This is a genomic window from Brevibacterium sp. Marseille-P9724, assembly GCF_902500275.1.
GTDB lineage: Bacteria > Actinomycetota > Actinomycetes > Actinomycetales > Brevibacteriaceae > Brevibacterium.
Genome location: NZ_LR722993.1, coordinates 111,390 through 131,370 on the forward strand (window position 1 = coordinate 111,390; position 19,981 = coordinate 131,370).

General features: G+C 62.8%; 19 protein-coding genes. 5 read left to right on the forward strand and 14 right to left on the reverse strand.

The features are described 5' to 3' along the window. Nucleotide 1: 1 nt before the first annotated feature. From GC119_RS06395 to GC119_RS06445, 11 genes are all read right to left on the reverse strand, one after another. The gene (locus GC119_RS06395) at nt 2-1,237 is read right to left on the reverse strand and encodes a M20 family metallo-hydrolase (protein WP_070575056.1); all 1,236 of its coding nucleotides are present in this window, start codon (nt 1,235-1,237) and stop codon (nt 2-4) included. 31 nt (nt 1,238-1,268) lie between these two features. Next, entirely contained in the window at nt 1,269-2,945 is a 1,677-nt protein-coding gene (locus GC119_RS06400; protein WP_070575051.1) for an amidohydrolase, read from the reverse strand. Between the two features lie 26 nt (nt 2,946-2,971). After that, a complete protein-coding gene (locus GC119_RS06405; RefSeq protein WP_070575039.1) occupies nt 2,972-3,757 on the reverse strand; it encodes an amino acid ABC transporter ATP-binding protein in 786 nt (261 codons plus the stop codon). Nucleotide 3,758: 1 nt separating this feature from the next. After that, nucleotides 3,759-4,553, reverse strand: a complete 795-nt coding sequence (locus GC119_RS06410; protein WP_070575036.1) for an amino acid ABC transporter permease — start codon at nt 4,551-4,553, stop codon at nt 3,759-3,761. A 91-nt stretch (nt 4,554-4,644) separates the two neighbouring features. Continuing rightward, nucleotides 4,645-5,463, reverse strand: coding sequence for an ABC transporter substrate-binding protein (locus GC119_RS06415; protein WP_151952754.1), 819 nt, complete (start codon nt 5,461-5,463; stop codon nt 4,645-4,647). Between the two features lie 140 nt (nt 5,464-5,603). Then, a complete protein-coding gene (locus tag GC119_RS06420) occupies nt 5,604-6,392 on the reverse strand; it encodes an ABC transporter substrate-binding protein (RefSeq protein WP_151952755.1) in 789 nt (262 codons plus the stop codon). 255 nt (nt 6,393-6,647) lie between these two features. Continuing rightward, on the reverse strand, nt 6,648-7,994 hold the full coding sequence (locus tag GC119_RS06425; protein ID WP_226829322.1) for an MFS transporter: 1,347 nt from the start codon (nt 7,992-7,994) through the stop codon (nt 6,648-6,650). A 191-nt stretch (nt 7,995-8,185) separates the two neighbouring features. Beyond that, nucleotides 8,186-8,839 carry a LutC/YkgG family protein gene (locus GC119_RS06430; protein ID WP_070575026.1) on the reverse strand — a complete coding sequence of 218 codons (654 nt, stop codon included), beginning with the start codon at nt 8,837-8,839 and terminating at the stop codon, nt 8,186-8,188. Beyond that, a complete protein-coding gene (locus GC119_RS06435) occupies nt 8,836-10,344 on the reverse strand; it encodes a lactate utilization protein B (protein WP_070575023.1) in 1,509 nt (502 codons plus the stop codon). Before GC119_RS06435 ends, GC119_RS06430 begins: the two co-directional genes overlap by 4 nt. After that, the gene (locus GC119_RS06440; RefSeq protein ID WP_151952756.1) at nt 10,341-11,159 is read right to left on the reverse strand and encodes a (Fe-S)-binding protein; all 819 of its coding nucleotides are present in this window, start codon (nt 11,157-11,159) and stop codon (nt 10,341-10,343) included. Before GC119_RS06440 ends, GC119_RS06435 begins: the two co-directional genes overlap by 4 nt. A gap of 64 nt (nt 11,160-11,223) precedes the next feature. Then, nucleotides 11,224-12,423, reverse strand: coding sequence for an MFS transporter (locus GC119_RS06445; RefSeq protein ID WP_070575016.1), 1,200 nt, complete (start codon nt 12,421-12,423; stop codon nt 11,224-11,226). 18 nt (nt 12,424-12,441) lie between these two features. Between GC119_RS06445 and GC119_RS06450 the strand changes: the two genes are divergently transcribed. The 3 genes from GC119_RS06450 (at nt 12,442) to GC119_RS06460 (ending at nt 14,833) form a co-directional block, all read left to right on the forward strand. Next, on the forward strand, nt 12,442-13,083 hold the full coding sequence (locus tag GC119_RS06450; RefSeq protein ID WP_141750224.1) for a YitT family protein: 642 nt from the start codon (nt 12,442-12,444) through the stop codon (nt 13,081-13,083). A gap of 74 nt (nt 13,084-13,157) precedes the next feature. Next, nucleotides 13,158-13,610: an RrF2 family transcriptional regulator gene (locus GC119_RS06455; protein ID WP_070575009.1), complete on the forward strand. Its 453-nt coding sequence runs from the start codon at nt 13,158-13,160 to the stop codon at nt 13,608-13,610. Then, on the forward strand, nt 13,610-14,833 hold the full coding sequence (locus tag GC119_RS06460) for a globin domain-containing protein (protein ID WP_070575005.1): 1,224 nt from the start codon (nt 13,610-13,612) through the stop codon (nt 14,831-14,833). The genes GC119_RS06455 and GC119_RS06460 overlap by 1 nt, the downstream gene beginning before the upstream one ends. Before the next feature lie 96 nt (nt 14,834-14,929). On the opposite strand, the gene GC119_RS06465 is transcribed toward GC119_RS06460, so the two are convergent. From GC119_RS06465 to GC119_RS06475, 3 genes are all read right to left on the reverse strand, one after another. Then, nucleotides 14,930-15,958: an inorganic phosphate transporter gene (locus GC119_RS06465; RefSeq protein WP_070575002.1), complete on the reverse strand. Its 1,029-nt coding sequence runs from the start codon at nt 15,956-15,958 to the stop codon at nt 14,930-14,932. 1 nt (nt 15,959) lies between these two features. Beyond that, the gene (locus tag GC119_RS06470) at nt 15,960-16,574 is read right to left on the reverse strand and encodes a DUF47 domain-containing protein (protein ID WP_070574999.1); all 615 of its coding nucleotides are present in this window, start codon (nt 16,572-16,574) and stop codon (nt 15,960-15,962) included. A gap of 183 nt (nt 16,575-16,757) precedes the next feature. After that, on the reverse strand, nt 16,758-17,354 hold the full coding sequence (locus GC119_RS06475) for a hypothetical protein (RefSeq protein WP_226829324.1): 597 nt from the start codon (nt 17,352-17,354) through the stop codon (nt 16,758-16,760). 49 nt (nt 17,355-17,403) lie between these two features. Here GC119_RS06475 and GC119_RS06480 point away from each other — a divergent pair, with 49 nt between their 5' ends. Both GC119_RS06480 and GC119_RS06485 read left to right on the forward strand, forming a co-directional pair. Then, a complete protein-coding gene (locus GC119_RS06480; protein WP_070574996.1) occupies nt 17,404-18,375 on the forward strand; it encodes a hypothetical protein in 972 nt (323 codons plus the stop codon). Nucleotides 18,376-18,598: 223 nt separating this feature from the next. Then, nucleotides 18,599-19,873 (forward strand): MFS transporter, encoded by a 1,275-nt coding sequence (locus GC119_RS06485; protein WP_226829326.1) that lies wholly within the window; start codon nt 18,599-18,601, stop codon nt 19,871-19,873. The last annotated feature ends 108 nt before the right edge of the window (nt 19,874-19,981 follow it).

Sequence of the window (19,981 nt, forward strand, 5' to 3'; positions counted from 1 at the left end):
TTCAGTCGAGTGCTCCGTCGGCCATGCGGCGGACGACTTCGGTCAGGTGCGTGACACCGGCAAGCATGTCGTCATCGGTGGTGAACTCTTCTTCGTTGTGGCTCACACCCTCAACTGACGGCACAAACAGCATGACGGTCGGCACAACGTCCTTCATGTTCGTCGAATCGTGTCCGGCGACGGTCATGATGTTCATATGCGACAGCCCCAGATCTTCGGCCGCCTGTCGGCTGAGTTCTACCCCGGCGTCGTGGTAGGCCTGTTTGTCCCACGCGTGGGCGGTGCCCTCTTCGATGCGGACCGAGGCGATGCTTTCGATCTGCTTGATGCGCTCCTTCAGCTTCGCATCGGCCTGTTCGACCTTTTCCTGGCTGGGGGAGCGGAAGTCCATGTGCATGCGGACTTCGCTTGGCACAACGACGGGGGAGTTGGGCAGGACGACCATCTGCCCGACCGAGGAGTGGATGCCGAATTGGTCGGCGATTTCGCGTGCCGCAATGACCAGGTGGGATGCGCCGAGCAGAGCGTCGTGGCGATCGGCGATGACGGTGGATCCCGTGTGGGCCTGTTCGCCGTGGACGATCAGGTGGTATTTGTGCGCAGCCCAGGTGGCTTCGACAAGCCCGATCTGCTTGCCCGCGTCTTCCATGAGGCGGCCCTGTTCCACGTGGATTTCACCGTAGGCCGCGGCCTCTGGTCCGTCGCCGGTTCCGAGGTATCCTCCGGCGCGCAGGGCGTCTTCAACGGACGTGCCGTCGAGGTCTTCGGTTTTGAGCACGGTGTCGGCGTCGAGTTTGCCGGTGTACACACCCGAACCCATCATCGAAGGTTCGAAGCGAGAGCCCTCTTCGTTGAACCAGTTGACCACGCCGATGTTGTGCTTCGGGGTGGTTCCCGCTTCCCGGTGGGCTTCGATCACACGGTGGGCGGCGTGTGCTGCGGCGAGCACACCGTAGGCGCCGTCGAAGCGGCCGGCGGTCGGCTGTGAGTCCATGTGCGAACCGAACAAAACGAACGGGGCATCGGGGTGGAAGCGGTACAGTCCGAACTGGTTGCCGACCCTGTCGACTTCGACGCTGAAGCCGCGCTCTTTGAGCCAGTCGCCGAACCAGTTGCGCTGGTCGACATCCGCTTGGGTCATTGCTTCCCGGTCCACACCGCCGCGGGCGGTCTGCCCGAAGCCGCTCATGGTGGCAAAGTCGTTGAGAAATTCTTGGGCCTGGGCGTCTGCGGACACCGTCAGCTCCTTTCTGCTGTGGGCGGGATGGTCAGTTGAGACTTCCGTGCGTGAAGCGGCCGCCCAGCATGGTGGCCGCGACGTTGATGTCCTTGATTGTGGTGGGATCAACCGCGGTCGGGTTGTCATCGAGGAAGACGATGTCGGCCAGCTTGCCGCGGCTGAGGGTTCCCTTGTCGGCAAGATCGCCGGAGGCCTCCGCCGCGATCGAGGTGTATGCGGCAAGCGCCTGCTGGGGAGTGAGGCATTCATCGGCAGAGCCCATGATGTCGCCGGAGCGGGTGCGCCGGTCGACAAAAGCCTGGATACCGCGCAGGGGTGTGCCGTCGGCACACGGACGGTCGGATGAGCCAGGCAGGAGAACTCCGCTGTCGAAAAATGCCCTGGCCCGATAGAGCAGGGGGCGTCGAGCCTCGCCCAGAGAAGCGTTCTGGGCATCGCCGATTGCATCGGCAAAGGCTGCCTGCGGGGTGACCGCAATGCCGTATTCGCGCAGGGTTCTAAGCTGGGGGTCGCTGACCATGGCGGCGTGTTCAATGCGGTTGGGGATGGTGTGTCCCGGCTGGCGCTGGGCGGGGAAACCGTACGTGTCCTGGGCTTCGCAGATGAACTCGATGGCCTTTGCCACGGCCTTGTCGCCGATAGCGTGCACCGCCAGAGACCACCCGGCCCGGTAGGTGTCGAGAATCTGCCTGCGCAGCACTTCGAGGTCGTCCTGGAAGTAGCCGGGGGAATCCGAGCCTTCGTAGTTGTCGTACATGGCGGCGGTTTCGGAGCTCATCGCGCCGTCCATGAAGATCTTGATTGGTCCCAGGCGCAGCATGGCATCGCCGAATCCGCTGACGACGCCGAGGTCGAGTCCCAGTCCGTTGTGGTCGTCGTCGTGGGCGTGGACTGGTCGCAGAGCATCGGCCATCGGCATGAGCTGGCCGCGCGCGTGCAGGCGTCCGTTCTGGCGGGCCTCCTGGTAGGCGCCGAGTTCCGTGGGCGAATGTCCGATCCACCCGGCGGCAATGCCCGCATCGCCGAAGCTGGTCAGGCCCTGCTGGGCGTAGGACGAGGTGGCGGCATCAATAGCGTCGACCAGCAGCGACCGCGAATAGGGGCGGATGAGGTCCTGTACGAGCGCCTGGGCTGTTTCTTCAATGAGCCCGGTGGGCTGACCGTTTTCGTCGCGAACGATCTTGCCGCCCTCGGGTGTTTCGAAGTCGTTGCGGAAAACCCCGGCGCGTTCGAGTGCTTCCGTGTTGGCGATCGCCGCGTGGCCGGACACTTGGCGAATGAACAAGGGACGGCCGTCGGCAATCCGGTCGAGCACCCGGATGTCGGGGTACTGGCCGTCGTAGTCGTTTTGGCTGAACCCGGTGGCGGTCACCCATTCTCCGGGGGCTTTTTCCTTCACGGCAGCTTCGAGTGCTGCGTACACGGCGTCCATGCTGCCGAGCTTTTCAACGCTGACGTCCAGCAGCGTCATGCCGTACCAGGCGGTGTGGCAGTGGACGTCGTTGAAGCCGGGGGTGAGAAAGCGTCCGTCGGCGTCGAGAACACGATCGGCTGCGGTTTCGCGGGCTTCATCGCCCACGGTCACAATCCGATCGCCGATGATGCCGATGGAGCCCAGCTTCGCGCGGGTGCCGTAGGGGTCGGCTTCGCCTGCGGACTCCATTGTCAGCAGGTGGGCATTGTCAATTCTCAGATCAAGGCGCATGCCTCGATACTACGTTGACTCGGTTCCTATTCAATTTCGTGTTCCATGTGGTCAGGGTCGAGCACACGTTTCAGGAAGCTCTGCGTGCGCTTGTGCTGCGGATTGCCGATGACGTCATTCGGTGGGCCCATTTCGACGACGACTCCGCCGTCCATGAAGACGATCTTGTCCGCGACTTCGCGGGCGAAGTTCATTTCGTGGGTGACAACGACCATCGTCATGCCCCGGCCTGCCAGTCGGCGCATAGCTTGGAGGACATCGCCGACCGTTTCGGGGTCGAGAGCTGAGGTCGGTTCGTCGAACAGCATGAGTTCGGGGTTCATGCACAGGGCTCGGGCGATCGCCACGCGCTGCTGCTGACCGCCGGAGAGCTGGTCGGGGTAGCGGTCTGCCAAGTGGTCGAGACCGACGACCTTGAGGTTTTCCAGGGCGATCTTCTGCGCTTCGGCAGGGGCGCGCTTGGCAACTCTGATCTGTGCGATCGTGCAGTTCTCCAGAACCGTTTTGTGGGAGAAGAGGTTGAAGCTCTGGAACACCATGCCCACGTGCTGCCGCATGACATTGAGGTCGGTGTCGGGATCTGTGGCGGTGAATCCTGCGACTTCGATTGTTCCGCTGTTGGACTGTTCGAGCACGTTGATGCAGCGCAGAAGGGTCGATTTGCCTGAACCCGATGGGCCGATGAGGCAGACGACTTCGCCGGGAAGGACCTCGACGTTGATGCCCTTGAGGACTTCGACGTCGCCGTAGGACTTGTGCAGGTCGGTGATTTTGACAGCCGGTTTGACGGCTGTGGTCTGTTCGGCAGTCATGTCAGGCTCCATTCGCTTTCTGCTGGCGGGATTCGAACTTGCGGGCCAGCCAGCCCAGGGGCAGTGTGATGACGAGGTAGCAGGCACCTGCGATCACAAGCGGCGTCAGGCCGGCTTCCGGAGCGGCGATTGCGTTCTTGCCGAACAGTGCGAGCTCGAACTGGCTGGGCAGCAGACCCAGCAGGTAGATGAGCGAAGAGTCCTTCGTCATGATGATGATTTCGTTGGTCAGCGGCGGCAGGATGATTTTGAATGCCTGCGGGATAACCACCGAAATCATTGCCCTGGAGTGGCTCATGCCCAGCGAGCGGGCCGCTTCGTACTGGCCTTTCGGCACGGCCTGCAGGCCGGCGCGCAGAGTTTCTGCAATGTACGCAGAGCCGACGATTCCCAGCGCGAGCATGACGGTGAGGTAGTTGTTCAGGTTGACCTGGAATGCGGTGGGGATGCCGAACCCGAAGGCGAGGAACACCAGCAGTGCCGGGACGCCTCGGAAGAATTCGATGTACGCCGTTGCGATCCACCGGTACGGGCCCACCGAAGACAGCTTCATGAGCGCCAGCAGAATGCCCAGTGCCATGGCGAACACAAAGCCCAGGGCCGTGTAGATGATCGTGTTCTTCAGTGCTGTGGTGATCACGGCCGGGAATTGCTGGGCCATGATCCGGAAGTTGAAGAACTTGTCGACGATGTTCGGCCAGTCGATTGTGACGGCCAGAATGATGATGACGATGAAGAAGATTGCGTACTGGATCGTCAGGGATGTGCGCCGGCGCTGCTTCATGCTCAGAGCCACGGTGCCTCCTGGTCAGGGGTGGGAATGGGGGAGTCTGCTCGGGAAAGGGTGCCGCCCACCCGCGGTGAGCGGCACCCCGTGGGGCGAAGTGTCAGCCCTTGGCGTCTTCGGTCACGCTGAGGCTGTCGGAGACTTCGTCGCCGAACCACTGCTGAACGAGTTTGCTGTATTCGCCGTTGTCCAGCATTTCCTTGAACATGGCGTTGAATTCTTCGGTCAGCTTGGTGTTGCCCTTTTTGGCAGCCGCGCCGAGCTGTTCGCCGGTTTCGTAGGTTTCGACGAGTTCGAGTTTGTCATCGGCTTTGGTTGCTGCGGAGATGACGGAGATGTTGCCGACAGCGGCATCGACCTTGCCAGCCATGAGCGCCTGGGTCATCATGCCGCCGGTTTCGTATTGCACTGGTGAAATTCCCTTGTCCTTGGCGTAGGTTTCGCCGGTTGTCGCTGCCTGCACACCAACCTTCTTGGACTTGACGTCGTCGAGGTTCTTGAAGCCGTCCGACTTCGCTGCGGCCATGCCGAGGTTGTCGTTGAGGTAGGGGTCGGTGAACTCCATTTTCGTCTTGCGCTCGTCGGTGATCGAAATGCCCGAAAGCGCGATGTCGCACTTGCCGGTGTCGAGTGAGGTGCCCGACTGGATGCCTTCGAATGGAGTCGTGACGACTTCAGCTTCAACACCCAGACGCTCGGCGAGCTTGTCTGCAAGGTCGATGTCGAAGCCGACGGTCTTGCCGTCCTTGACGAACTCAAACGGCTCATAGGGGATGTCGGAGCAGACGATCAGCTTGCCGTTCTGAATCAGTTCGATTCCGTTGCTTTCCGCGGAGCTGTCGCCCCCTCCACTGCCGCAGCCGACGAGGACGAAGGATGCTGCCGCAGCGAAAGCGGCGATCGAGAGTGCTTTCTTCACGATGTCTCCTTGATAGCGCGGCAGGCCCATTCGTGCCGCCTCATGAGAAAAAACCATACAGTGCTGCGGGTCACATTTGGGGTGTTCCTGGGCCTAATTCATCCGGGTGCAGAAATTGTTGCCTGCCGCGCCGGAGCCGCTTAGGAGTTCTTGGCCACGCTGAGGCTTTCGGAGACTTCGTCGCCGAACCACTGCTCGACGAGTTTGCTGTATTCGCCGTTGTCGGTCATCTCCTTGAGCATGGCGTTGAATTCTTCGGTCAGCTTAGTGTTGCCCTTTTTGGCGGCAGCACCGAGCTGTTCGCCGGTTTCGTAGGTTTCTACGAGTTCGAGTTTGTCATCGGCTTTGGTTGCTGCGGAGATGACGGAGATGTTGCCGACAGCGGCATCGACCTTGCCTGCCATGAGCGCCTGAGTGAGCATGCCGCCGTTTTCGTACTGCACCGTTGTGATGCCTTCGTCCTGTGCGTGCTTTTCGCCAGAGGTTGCAGCCTGCACACCGACCTTCTTGTCCTTGACGTCTTTCAGGCTCGCAAAGCCGTCCGACTTCGCTGCGGCCATGCCGAGGTTGTCGTTGAGGTAGGGGTCGGTGAAGTCCATCTTGGTTTTGCGCTCATCGGTGATCGAAATGCCGGAGATGGCGATGTCGCACTTGCCGGTGTCGAGCGAAGTGCCCGACTGAATGCCCTCGAACGGGGTGCTCAGCACTTCGGTTTCGACATCGAGGCGTTCAGCGAGCTTGTCTGCAAGGTCGATGTCAAAGCCGACGGTTTCGCCGTCCTTGACGAACTCAAACGGCTCGTAGGGCACGGTGGAGCAGACGGTGAGCTTGCCGCTTTGCACCAGGCCGCTGTCGTCGGCTTCGCCGCCTCCACAGGCTGTGAGGGTCAGTGCGGTTGCGGCAGTCAGTGCTGCGAGGGCTTTTTTCACGGTTGCTCCTAGTGGTGTGCGGCAGCGGCTGCCGCTGTAGGTAGGGATCGGCCCCTCACCTACAGATTAATGAATATGCATTAGACAGTATAATAACTCAATACTGATGAGGGGTCGGTTGCACCCCCGTGAGAATTCTCGTGCCGGACGGGAAGGGCGCGAGGTGCCGGGAACCGAAGAAGCCGGGCCCTCGGCAATGCGGGGCCCGGCTTCTGTTCTGTCAGCTGCAGCTGACGGGGTGTATGAAAATTCGCCTCAGTGGCGGTACCCCTCAATCTGCAGGCTGACCTTTGGGGCAAGTGCTGAACCGACTGCGGTGATCGCAGCCAGTGTCATGAGCATGAGGGGCGCAGGCCACCAGGCGCCGTCGACTACGCCGAGGAACAGGGTGGCGAGCATCGGCATGAAGCCTGCCACGATGGCGGCGAGGTTCGAACACAGTGAAACACCCGAGGTTCGGTATTCGGGCTTGAACAAGGCCGTGATGAGTGAGCCGTTGACGGAGTAGGACAGTGACACGATCGTGATGCCGGCTGCGACACCGCAGATGACGAGCACCGCGGACTTGGTTTCGATCATCCAGAACATGGGGAACGCGAACGCGATGGTGAGCAGGCCGCCGATCATCGAGGCGCGGGCCGAGCCGATCTTTTCGCCGACGCGACCATAGAGGATCATCACGACGATCTGCATGGCCGCGCCGACCATGGTCGCCGCGAGCATGAGGTTGGCAGGCAGCCCAAGGAAGTTCTTGCCGTAGGACACGGCGAAGGTCGTCACGACGAAGAAGCCTGCCACGCCCAGCAGTGTGGTCATAAAGCCCACGATGATTCCCAGGGGAGCTTCCACCAGCAGCTTGAAGAACGGGACTGATTCCTTTTCGCCTTCTGCAATGAGCTTTTGGAATTCGGGGGTTTCATCCAGGTGCTTGCGGATGAACAGTGCAATCAGCAGCAGCGGAATGGCGGCGAGGAACGGGATGCGCCAGCCCCAGGCTTCGAAGCTTTCAGGCGGCAGGAGCACTCCGATGATGAAGAACGCGCCGGAGGACAGAATGGTTCCGATGGGAGAGCCGACCTGCGGCATGACCGCGTAGCGTGCACGCTTCTCCGGTGGGGCGGATTCGACGGCCGCCGTGACGGCCGAACCCCATTCACCGCCCACGGCAAGCCCCTGCACAATGCGCAGCACAATCAGCAGGGTCGGTGCCCACACGCCGATTGTGGCGAATGTCGGCAGGATGCCGATGAGCCCGGTGGCTATGCCGATGGCGGTGACGGTGACAATGAGGACGAGCTTGCGCCCGGCCTTGTCAGCCAGGTGCCCGAAGATGATTCCGCCGATGGGCCGGGCGACGAAGCCGACGGCCATGGTTCCGAAGGAGGCCAGCAGTGCGGTGACCTTGTCGTCAGATGCGAAGAAGTGGATGTTGAAGACAATGGCCGCAGCCGTGGAGAACAGGAAGAAGTCGTACCACTCCATTGCGGTGCCGACAAGGGCGGCGGTTGCGGCCCGGCGAGCGGTTCTCGCCTGGTCTTCCGGTGACATTGAGGAAATGGCGGCGATATGCGCATTGCCGCCTGACGGCTGAGTGGTGCTCACAGAGCCTCCCGGTTGTGCTGCGCCGGCTGTGGCGCGGACGTCAGATTGACTCCTCAGCCTAAACTCCCAGCTTCTTCTCGCAAAGTTCACCCGCCGCGTTCAGGCAGGCCCGCCGTGCACTGGAGTCCGTACACAGATCAGGGCTTCAGAACAAGTTCGTTCTGAAGCCCTGACCTGCTGAGACGCCTGCGTCAGTCGGTGATGATGACATCGAGTGTGCGCGGCCCGTGCACACCGGCAACGCGTTGGAACTCGATGTCGACACTGGCTGAGGGGCCGGACACCCACGTCTGCGGAGTGGTGGTCAGCCCGCGCTCTTCAAGCACTCCGATGCCTTCGGGAACGATCGTGCAGACGTCCTTCTTCTGCAGCACGATGATGTGGTGGTCCGGTACGAGCGTGATAGCCCGCCGTCCCGTGCGCTCGCCGGCCAGGCAGATGGTGCCGGTGTCGGCAATTGCGACTGTCGCACCCGTGACAACGGCGTCAACCGAATCGAGCGTGTCAATCGACAGGGGCTCATCACCCGAGTCCTTCAGCACTTCCGCGCCGGTCTTCTCAGTCCAGCCGAAGTCGAGGTCGTGCGGAACGACGATGCTGGAGGCGTCGCCTAGCAGTTCGGCGACCTTCTTCGGCACCTGCTCAGCAGGCACCTCGTAGACGCCGGCGTCATAGTCGAGCAGGCGATCGGTGAGAAGTTCGATCCGCTCAGCTTCACCCGTTTCTGCGCTCACGCGGTAGTCCCGAGGAATCGCTTCGGTGCTGACGGGTTCGGTGCTGCCCTCCGTGACGGGCCGGCCCAGCGCTGAGGCCAGACGGTCGAGGATTGCGTGCTTGGCGGTCATGCGTTGTCTCCTCGCTCTTTCTTCCACCATTCGCGGAACGACTGTTTCGGCGGGGTGGGCAGTGTGCGCGAATGCGTCCACTTGCCGCCAACACCGGGCAGGGCCTTCACCCCGGTCTTAGGTGACACGAGGTTGGCCAGGGGCAGGGCCTTCTGTGCTTTGCCGAAGCGGTCACCGTCGCTCATCAGCCAGCTGGCCGCGCTCAGCGCAGCGTCGAGCTGGTTTGTGGGCACCTTGACGGGCTTCTTCTTTTCCTTTGCTTCGACATCCTGGTTGCGCAGCCGCACCAGGTGCTCGGGAATGTTGATCTTCACGGGGCAGGCGTCGTAGCAGGCCCCGCACAGGCTCGATGCGTATGGCAGGGAGCCGTTGGCGGCCTCTTCGACTCCCGTCAGCAGCGGAGTGAGGATCGCGCCGATCGGGCCGGGGTAGACCGAACCGTAGGCGTGGCCGCCGGTGCGTTCGTAGACGGGGCAGACGTTCATGCACGCCGAACAGCGAATGCAGTGAAGCGCTTCGCGGCTGGCCTCGTCGGCCAGTACGCGCGAACGTCCGTTGTCCAGCAGAATCACGTGGACGTTCTGCGGGCCGTCGCCATCGGCCCGGCCTGTCCACAGCGAGGAATAGGGATTCATGCGCTCACCGGTGGAGGACCGGGGCAGCAGCTGCATGAACACGCTGAGATCGTCAAAGCTCGGCAGGAGCTTTTCGATTCCCATGACCGTGATCAGGGTTTCCGGCAGGGTCAGGCACATGCGGCCGTTGCCTTCGGATTCGACCACTGAGAGCGTGCCGGTTTCGGCAATGCCGAAGTTCGCTCCGGAGACCGCGACCTTGGTTTCGAGGAATTTGCGGCGCAGGTGCTTTCGCGCGGCTTCCGCGAGGTCTTCCGGGTTGTTCGACAGGTCTTCGGGAACATCCGGCATGCCGCGCTTGAAGATTTCGCGGATCTCATTGCGGTTGCGGTGGATGGCAGGCACCAGGATGTGGCTGGGACGGTCATCGCCCAACTGGACGATGAGTTCGGCCAGGTCGGTTTCAAGGGCGTCGATGTCGTGCTCGGCGAGGTATTCGTTGAGGCCGATTTCCTGCGTGGCCATCGACTTGACCTTGATGACCTCACGGCGGCCGTCTGCGAGCACGGGGGCGTTTTCGACGACGAGCTCTTCGACGATCCTGTTGGCTTCGTCGGCATCACGGGCCCAGTGGACCGTGCCGCCAGCGGCGGTGAAGGCCTCCTCGAACTGCTGCAGCAGCTCCGGCAGGTTCGCCATGACATGAGCCTTTGTCGCCGCACCGGCAGCGCGCAGAGCCTCCCAGTCCGGCATTTCGCTGATCCGAAGGTTTCGCTTGTGGCGGATGGTCCCGGTGGCGTTGGTCAATGAAGCGCGCAGCTGCGCATTGGTCAGTTCGTGTTCTGCCACCTGCGGAAACGGGGTGGCTTCCGTGAGGAAGCCCTTGCCCGGCGGTGGAACGGACGGAATGCCGAGGAATGTCTGGCTCATCGCAGAGCACCTCCTGTGACCTTGGTGCGGTCGAGAACAAGCGGATTGTCTTTTGTCGATGCAAGAATGCGGGCCATGTGGACGGTTGCGGGAGTTTCGCCCATGACCGGCATGAGCTCCTCTTGGCGCTGCAGGCCGCCGCCGATGTGCATAAGGCAGCTGGCGTCACCGCCGGAGCACACTGACGCTCCGGTCGAGACGAGAGCTTCGACTTTGTCCTGCAACATCGCGGAGGACACCTGTGGGTTCTTCACCGAGAACGTGCCGCCGAAACCGCAGCAGGAATCCTGGTTCTGCGGTGCGATGACGGTTGCACCCTCGACGGTTGAGAGCAGCCGCTCCTGGCGGTCGCCCAAACGCAGCAGGCGCATGCCGTGGCACGACGGGTGGTAGGCGATGGTGTGCGGGAAGTACGAGCCGAGGTCATCAGCCGAGTTCTTCACCCCGGCGACGTCCGTAAGGAACTGGGCGAGTTCAAGGGTGCGCCCGGCGATGTCATCTGCGCGCGACTTCAGAGACTCGTCGTTCTGCGACTCGGCGATCATCCCATGCTGGTGGCCCAGTGAGGCCACACAGGAACCCGACGGGGCGACCGCCCAGTCCCACTCTTCTGATTCAAAGGCTTCGACGTGGTTCTTCACGACCGGGTAGGCCTGGGCGAAAGCACCGGAGTTGATGTGCATCTGCCCGCAGCAGGCCTGCTTGCGGGGAAAGATCACGGTGTGGCCCAAACGTTCCAGGATCGCGACGGTTGCTTTCGCCGTTTCGGGATACATTGCGTCGACAATGCACGTGGCGAACAGGGCAATCCGCATGGCTGCTCCTCTCGTGTTCGGCAGTGCGCGGCACGGCACTGCTCACAGTTTCAGAGTAGCGGAATCACAGCGGCAGAATCTGTCGCGAAGCACGTGATCTGCGATGCAGGGCAACAGCGGTCAGAAGAAGCCCCAGGCCGACCGCGTTGAGCCCGATGCCGGCAATTGCGGGAGCCCGCAGGCCGTAGCCGGCGGCCAAGACGATTCCGCCAAGCCACGCTCCTGCCGCATTCGCGGTGTTGAATGCCGCATGGTTCATTGCTGCTGACAGATTCGGGGCATCATGTGAATCGCGCAGCAGGCGCATCTGCAGGGCGGTGACGAAAACAGAGCCAGAGATCCCCAGTGTGAACACGCACAGAAACAGCAGGACCGGAAGGTGAGCCGTGAAGGCGAAGACGACCAGAGCGGACCCCATGAGGGAAGCCCCGGTGATGGCGCCTCGTTCGATGGAGGCGTCTGCCAGCGGGCCTGCAATCATCTGGCCCACCGTCATGCCGGCCCCGTAGGTGACGAGGATCCACGGCACGGCTGCTCCGGGAAGGTGAGCCAAGTCGGTGACGACGGGGGCGATGTAGGTGTAGACGGCGAACATGCCGCCGAAGCCGACCGCTCCGGCAAGCAAGGTGAGGATGACCTGCGGATTGGCCAGTGAGCGAACCTCACCGCGCACTGACGGCGGGGTCGTCGGCTGGACACGGGGAACGAGGATGAGGATGGCCACGACGGTGACGGCCCCGATTGCGGCGATCAGCAGATAGGCGAGCCTCCAATCGAGGTGGGATCCGACGGCGGTTGCCGCGGGAACGCCGAGGATCGCGGCAACCGTGAGCCCCAAGCCGACGGCGGCCATGGCGCGGGCGCGTCTTCCCTCCTGGACGATTCCGGCGGCAGCCACCGCCGCCAACCCGAAATAGGCTCCGTGCGGCAGACCCGTGAAAAAGCGGGCCGCCAGCAGAACTGGAAGGGTGGGTGCTGCGGCCACGGCAATATTGCCGACGGTGAAAATGCAGGCCAGAATGACCAGCAGCATTTTGCGATTGAGCTTCGCGCCGAACGCAGTGATGACCGGGGCGCCGATGACAACGCCGAGAGCGTAGAAGGTCACCGCAGACCCGGCTTCGGTGAGGGAAGCTGAAAACGCTTCCGCAATGTTCGGAAGCAGGCCCATGGTGGCGAACTCCGTTGTGCCTATGCCGAAAGTGCCGGCTGCGAGAGCGGTGATGGCGGCAAGGGTTCTTCCACGCGAATGCTGCTGCGGCATGGTGGCTATTATTGCCCAGTGCCGAAAACTGCTGAAAACCCAGTGCCGCCGCCGGTATTTCCCGCCCCGGTGCGCCACCGCTGGTACGAAAACTTGTTGGGATTCATCACCGGCAGCTATCTGACGTCCATCGGCTTGGCTCTTCTGCATTCGGCTGAAGCTGTCACAGGTGGGACAGCCGGGCTGGCGCTGCTTGTCAGCTATGTTGTCGATCTGCCCATCGGGCTGCTGTTTCCGCTGGTCAATCTGCCCTTCTTCGCTTTGGCCATCTGGAAGAAGGGCTGGGGGTTCACCTTGCGGACCCTGCTGGCAGTGTCGGTCGTGGGTGCGCTGGCCGATTTCAACGAGGCAATGCTCGGCCTTCACGATCTCCCGATTCTCTACGGGGTTCCCACCGGCAGTCTGATTTCTGGAGTCGGCATTCTCATTCTGTTCCGCCACGGAGCATCTTTGGGCGGATTCAATATCCTGGCTCTTATCCTGCAGGAGCGGGCGGGGCTGAACGCCGGCGCTGTTCTCATGGTGCTCGACGGGGTCATCGTGGTGGCATCGTTCTTTGTCAGTCCGTGGCAGACGGTGCTGGTGTCCGTCATCGGCGTTGTTGTGCTCAATGTGGTGCTTGCCACCAACCACAGGCCCGGCCGCTACACCGGATACTGAAACACCGGCTGGCTCTGCGAGGGGCCGCGGTTTTTAATTGGAGTCTATAAGTCAGATTATGTAGCGTGGGATTCATGAAGCTTGAGCGATTCACAGATCTGAGCCTCCGCACGCTCATGGTCCTAGCCCGTGCGAACGAGCGGGTCTCGACTGTGCACATTGCCGAGCTCATAGGAGCGCCCGAGGCCCACATGGCCAAAGTCGTCGCGCGGCTTGCCGGAATGGGGCTCATCGATTCGCGCCGCGGACGTGGCGGGGGACTGCTGTTGGCACCCGGAGCTCTCGAAACCACGGTCGGCGCTGTCGTCCGCGAACTCGAAGGCGATGGCGATGTCGTCGGCTGCACGACCCCGACTCCATGCCCGCTTCTGTCCGGATGTGCGCTGCGAAGCGAGTTCGCCGCAGCGCAAGAGGCGTTCCTCAGCCACCTCGACGGCGTTCAGATCGGCGGACTCGTCCGCCGATCATCCGCTCTGGACCTTCTGGCCCCGAGCACACCGTCCTCTTCCACCTCGAAGGAGACCTGATGACCACCCAGCCGCTGCCCCACCTGGCCGATATCGACCGCACCGAGCTCTCCGAAGAACACGCCGACGTCATCCGCGCAACCCTGCCGCTGGTCGGCTCGAAGATCGACGAGATCACACCCCTGTTCTACTCAAAGATGTTCGCCAAGCACCCCGAGCTGATCGCCGACACCTTCAACCGGGGCAACCAGAAGCTCGGCGCGCAGCAGCGAGCACTCGCTGCCTCCATCGCCACCTTCGCGTCCATGCTGGTCAACCCTGACGCTGCGGATCCGCGCGATCTTCTTGAGCGGATCGGGCATAAGCACGCATCGCTGGGGATCACCGAAGACCAGTACCAGATCGTCCATGACAACCTTTTCGAGGCGATCGTCGAGGTTCTCGGGGAAGACACTGTCACACCAGAAGTCGCTGAAGCCTGGGATGCCGTCTACTGGATCATGGCCCGCGTTCTCGTCGACTTTGAAAAGGACCTCTACAGTTCCGCCGGAGTTGAAGCCGGAGACGTCTTCCGCCGCGTTGTCGTCGACAAACGCGAAGATCTTTCCGACACGATCGTCCGCTTCACCGTCAAGCCCGTCGACGGGACGGCGCTGCCTGCCGGACGTGCAGGCCAGTACACCTCCGTCGGCGTCAAACTGCCTGACGGCGCCCGCCAGCTGCGCCAGTACTCGCTGGTGGCCGCCGAGGAAGGCACGCTGAGTTTCGTCGTCAAGCGGGTGCTGGCTGAAGGCGATGCTCCCGCAGGCGAGGTTTCGAACTGGCTGGGCGATAACGCTGAGGTCGGCATGCAGCTGGACGCCACGATTCCCTTCGGCGACCTTGTGGTCGACATCGACGGGACCGAGCCTGTGGCTCTGCTGTCAGCGGGCATCGGCACGACGCCGATGATGGGCATCCTCGCAGCACTGCACGCCCACGGCTCGAAGCGAGAGATAGTCGTCGCCCATTGCGAAGCGAACGAAAAGGCCGATGTCTTCGCAGCTGAGCGCAGCGCGCTCGTTGACGATCTTGAGAACGCCCGGGCAGAAAGCGTCTACTCTGACGGTGCTGAGCGTTTGTCAATCGACAAGCTCGGTCTGCCGAAGGACGCTCAGGTCTACGTGTGCGGCGGCACCGGATTCCTCGAAGATGCGCGCAGTCAGCTGCGCGAGGCAGGCTTCACAGATGATGCCGTCCACTTCGAGCTGTTCGCACCCAATGATTGGCTGCTTGACGGCTGAGTCCGCTGAGATCCGAAGGGGCGTGCTGGCTAAGGTCTGCGCGCCCCTTTGCACTACTTCTCCTTTGTGTGTTGCCTGGTGTCGGCGGGAAAGATGTCAGGCGGCTATTGCGCGGAAAACCCCAGCGGATGCCGCACCCAGCAGGGCGCTGGCGGGCATGCCCATCAGCCACACAGACAGCACGAACACCAGGGTCCGCAGCCGGTTTCGGCTGCGCCAGCCGATCCGGCTGTGGGGTGAGGCGAGTCCGGCGCCGATGTTTGTGCCGACCACCAGGAAGCTCATTGAGATCGGCACGCGGAAGACGAAAGCGGCCAGATAGGACAAGACCGCGGCCACCATGGTCGAGGTGCCTGCCCCCACGGGGTCGAGGGTGGACAGTCGCCTCGACACCGTGTCGGCAACGCGCCACCCTGACAGGAGGGTGCCTCCTGCAATTGCCAGGGCAATCGTGACAATGATGATCCACAGGACATAGCCCGGCAGCTGGTCCATGCTGGTGTTGCCGCGTGAAGAAAGCCACGCGGCTATGAACACCGCACCGATTTTCTGTGCGTCTTGTGAACCGTGGGCGGCTGACAGGGCGGCCGTGCCCACTGCGGTGCCCTGGCGGAACACGCGGAATACGGGTTTCGGTGCGCGGTTGAGCAGAAGTGGAACGACCGCGGTGAGGGCAAGCCACGCCACCAGCAGTGCGACGATCGGGCTGATGGCCAGGCGGAAGAGGGAGTCGGTGACCAGGTCTGTGTTGAGCGGCTGAGCTCCGTAGACGAAACCTGCTCCCAGCAGACCGCCGAAAAGGCAGTGCGTTGCCGAAATCGGGACTGCAAGAAAATACGTTGAGGTGTTGATGACAAGCGCTGCGAACAGCCCCGGAATCAGGATGAGCAGAAGGTCATGCCCCAGGGTCTCCGCGGTGAGCAGATGGCCGGTGAGAGCCAGCAGGAGTCCCTGGCCCAAGAGCGCGCCGATGAAGTTGAACCCAGCACAGAGGAAGAGCGCTTGGCGCCTTCGCAGGGTGCGCGTGGCCACTGCGTTGCCCACCTGCACACCGGCATCGTGGAAGCCATTGGAGACACCGTAGGCCAAGCACAGAAGGCCGGCCGCCACAAGCAGCGGGTCCACGTCAGGATTCCGTCAGAGCAATCTCTGCCACGATGCGTCCGACCTCCTGAAAAGAGTTGCACGCGTCTCGGAATGTCATGCTCAGCTGAATTGCCGCACTGAGGTACACGGAACCCTTGCGGGAAGCCGGCACAGTGTCTGAGAGCTGCTGGCGCAGGGCGAGGGCGCGCTTGGACAGAGTGTGCACGGAAGCCGTGTACTCCCACTGGTCGAACTTGGCGGGCAGCCGCTGCGTCATGCGCTTGGTGTTGTCCGCGTAGTTCGACAGCAGTGCGAGCATTTCCAGCGCACCGGCGGGAAGTTCGTCAAAAGCCGATGAGGTCAGAGCAAAGCCGACCGAGCGCAGCTCATAGCAGCAGTCGCGCATAGCTGCGGCCAGCCGATACAGCAGCGTGCGGTCGATCGGAGTCAGATAGGACTCGCGCAGGGAGCGCGTCAGAGCGTCGAAGTGGTCATCGGCGTTGGCGGCGATGACTTCCAGCTGCGCCTGTGCTTTGCGCCGGTGTTCGGCTTCGATGCCGGACAGTTCGGCTAAGACGAGGTTGGCTTCCTGCATGGCGAAGGACAGCTGGGCCAGCAGATCGAAGAAAACCGCACTCGCGGACTTTCGGGCCATGTCCTGTCCTCGTCTATTCAATACCTGAGGGGTGGTGTCGGGCCGAGTGCGCCTCTCGGCGGAAGGCCGCTCGAAGCGGCAAATGTTGGAGCCCGGGGCATCTAGCGGCCCGACACCCGTGCTCCGAAGAGCACACCTCCACTGTATGCGCCCAGTGGGACGAAGACCAGTTGTGCTGTCCCGCTAAACCAAGCGGCCCTCGCGGAACTGGCCAGCACAGATTCGCAAGTCCTCGCTCATCTGCGCAAAAGACCGAAGGCTGCTGTCGTCGGCATCATCGTCAGCTCGCCCACGTGTGACAATCGAAACAAAAGCAGAAGCCCGTTCAAGGGCGATTGCGAAATCCCCGCGGAAAGCTCCGCGCATAATCTCATCGACAACATCGGCAAGCTCATCCGGAGTGGGCATTGGCGGAGCACCCGCTATCGCCTCCGACACAGCGGCAGCCCCGTCGGCAAGACCGGTGCGGTACCAGCGGGAGGCTTCGGCGCCTCGGCGGCGGATCCAGGTGCGCAGCGCGTACAGGCGCCACAGCGCACCCGGCAGCGAAACCGCGGGAGACCGCGCCCACAGCTGCGCAATCTGCTCCAAGCCGTGCTCGTCAGCCAAACGGACAAAACGCTCAGTGCTGGCCGAATCCCGCTTGCGGGAGCGGTCGCTGATGACCATCCCGGCAAGTTCGTGGGCAAGCTCGGACTGTTCAGCCGGGCCGGGGCGCGAATCGCTGCCGTCGAGGTTGGGACGTCTCACAGGTTTGTGGAACCGGCGTTCTGAGCTCATGACGGCCAGTCTAAGGAGCCGTTCAGAACCGACCACTACAGTGGGGCCCGTGTCTAAGACAAGCAAAGCGCTCCAGGGCGCACAGAAAGCCGCAGGGTTCGCCGTGCGCCGCGATGGCACCCTTCAGCCGGCCGTCGAGGTTTCGCTGAGCAAACTGCTCAGCGTGCAGCGGCCCATGGTGCTGGCCTATCTGCGAACCATGCGCAGGCGCAACCCCAGCGCTTCGCCACAGGAACTTGCCGACATCATCGGCAAGCACTACCGCAACGTGGCCATGGGCTCCGGTGCTGCAGTCGGCGCCGTCGCCGTCTTCCCCGGACTGGGCACAACCGCCGCCCTGGGAGTCTCAGCCGCCGAAACCGCCGGATTCCTCGAAGCCTCCGCACTGTACGCGCAGGCCATGGCCGAACTGCACGGCATGACGATTGTCGACCGCCCCCGCGCCAACGCCCTGGTGCTGGGCCTCATGCTGGGCAAAGCCGGACGGAAGCTGGTGCGTCAATTCTCCGAAGACACCGGGGTCGCAGGCCAGACAAACGTCGAACGCACCGGGCGGGCCTGGGCGTCGACGGTCACACAGACCATCCCGTCAAACCTGCTGAACTCGCTCATCAAAAAGATGCGCGACGAAATGATCAAACGCTACGGCACCAAAACCGTCGGCTCCACAGTCGGCCGGATTCTGCCATTCGGGCTGGGCGCTGCCGTCGGCATCATGGTCAACCGCTCAATGGCCAACGTCGTCATCAAAAGCGCAGCAGGTGCTTTTGGCCCCATGCCGGGAGACTTCATCGCCGAAACCGATCCGCGTATAACCAGTCTGCGCGAAGACCGGAAGAGCCTGAGCTCGCTGAAGAAAATCGGCGCGCTCATCGGTCGGCGCAGAAAAACTGCTGACGACGCTTCTGCTGAGCCGAGCATGATTGATGACATTGCGGCGATTGAAGAGGCCGCGGAAGTTGAAGGTGCGGACGCAGCACCTGGTGCGGCTGAAGACGGCCCGCGCACGCATCGTTCCTGAAGCCTGGCTGCGCGCTGCTTCCGGCGGCGTCTGATTGTGCGTTCGGGATGGTCCGGATGTGCGCTGTAGTGCAGATTCACGCGTTAATGCGCTGCATTACAGCGCAAAGCTGCATTACAGCGTGAGTCTGGCGTCGACGGGCTGCGGCATCGTCGGGCCGCGGTTGGCGGCGGGGCCACCGGCGACGACAGGCTGCCTCCGTCGTATCGGATACAGTCGCTCCATGACCGGACCCAGGACTTCAGGCGTCGCTGCGGCATGGATAACCGCCGCCGGACTGCTGGCGATTTCGCTGAACCTGCGCGCCGCCGTGTCCTCGATTGGGCCGGTGATTGGCGACATCCGCGCTGATCTGGGCTTTTCGGCAGCCGCAGCATCCCTGCTGACGACAATCCCGGTTGTTGCCTTCGGCATCTTCGCCTTTGCGGCGCCGGGGCTCTCACAGCGTTTGGGGATGCGCCGACTCCTGGGACTCGTGCTGCTTGTCCTGGCCGCGGGCATTCTTCTGCGCAGCGTGCCAGGACTCCAGATGCTGTTCCTCGGCACGTGCCTCGTCGGTGCCGCCATTGCAGTGGGCAACGTGGTCATCCCCGCAGTCATCAAAAGCGATTTCGCTGCGAAATCCGGCCTCATGATGGGCCTGTACTCCGCGTTCATCGGCATCGGCGCCTCGCTTGGCTCCGGTCTGACGGTGCCGCTGCGGGAGAGCTTCGGCGGCAGCTGGCGCTGGGCGCTGGCCGCGTGGGCCGGCCTGGCCGTGTTCGCGCTGCTGGCCTGGGTTCCCCAGCTTCTCCGACGAGGCGGCAGCGGCAAACCGAGCGGCACCTCGGCGGGGGAAGCGGGCCCGGGCGAGACCGGTCCAGCAGCCCGCGGCGGCGATACGGGCGCAGGCATGCGGCAGCTGCTGGCAGACCCGGTGGCGATCGCGGTGACCCTCACCATGGGCATCCAGTCCATGACGTACTACGCGTCGCTGACCTGGGTTCCCTCGATCTTCATGGCCGCCGGTATGCCAGCACAGCAGGCCGGCTGGATGGTGGCATTCACCGTGTTTCCGTCAACCGTCACATCGCTGCTGGCGCCCATATTCGCCCAGCGGGTTCGGCCCACCTGGCTGCCGATGCTGATTGCGGTCGGACTGGGCATGAGCAGCTTCACGGGCCTGCTGTTTGCACCCCTGGCCGCCCCGTACGTGTGGATGACGCTCATGGGATTCGCCCAAGGTGCGCTGTTGGCGCTGTGCCTGAGCTTCATTGTGTGGCGCTCCCCGTCAGTGCTTCTGACCGCGAAAGTGTCGACGATGGCGCAGGGCTTCGGCTACATTCTGGCAGCTGCCGGGCCGATTGGGATGGGTGCACTGCACTCGCTGAGCGGTGGTTGGACCGTGCCGATCATTGCTTTGCTGTGCGTGTTCGCCGTGCTGTTCGCGGTTTCTGTGTTGGCCGCGCGTGATGCCTTTGTGCTGGGCGGCACCGGCCGACAAATCGTGGCCGACTGAGCGCGGCATATGGTCACGGCGAGGTCCCAGTGCTGTGTGGGGCGGTTCCAGCGTCGCAGCCTCGTCCAACCGTCGCAGGTTTGCGCGGTAATGCGGATCCACGCGCTG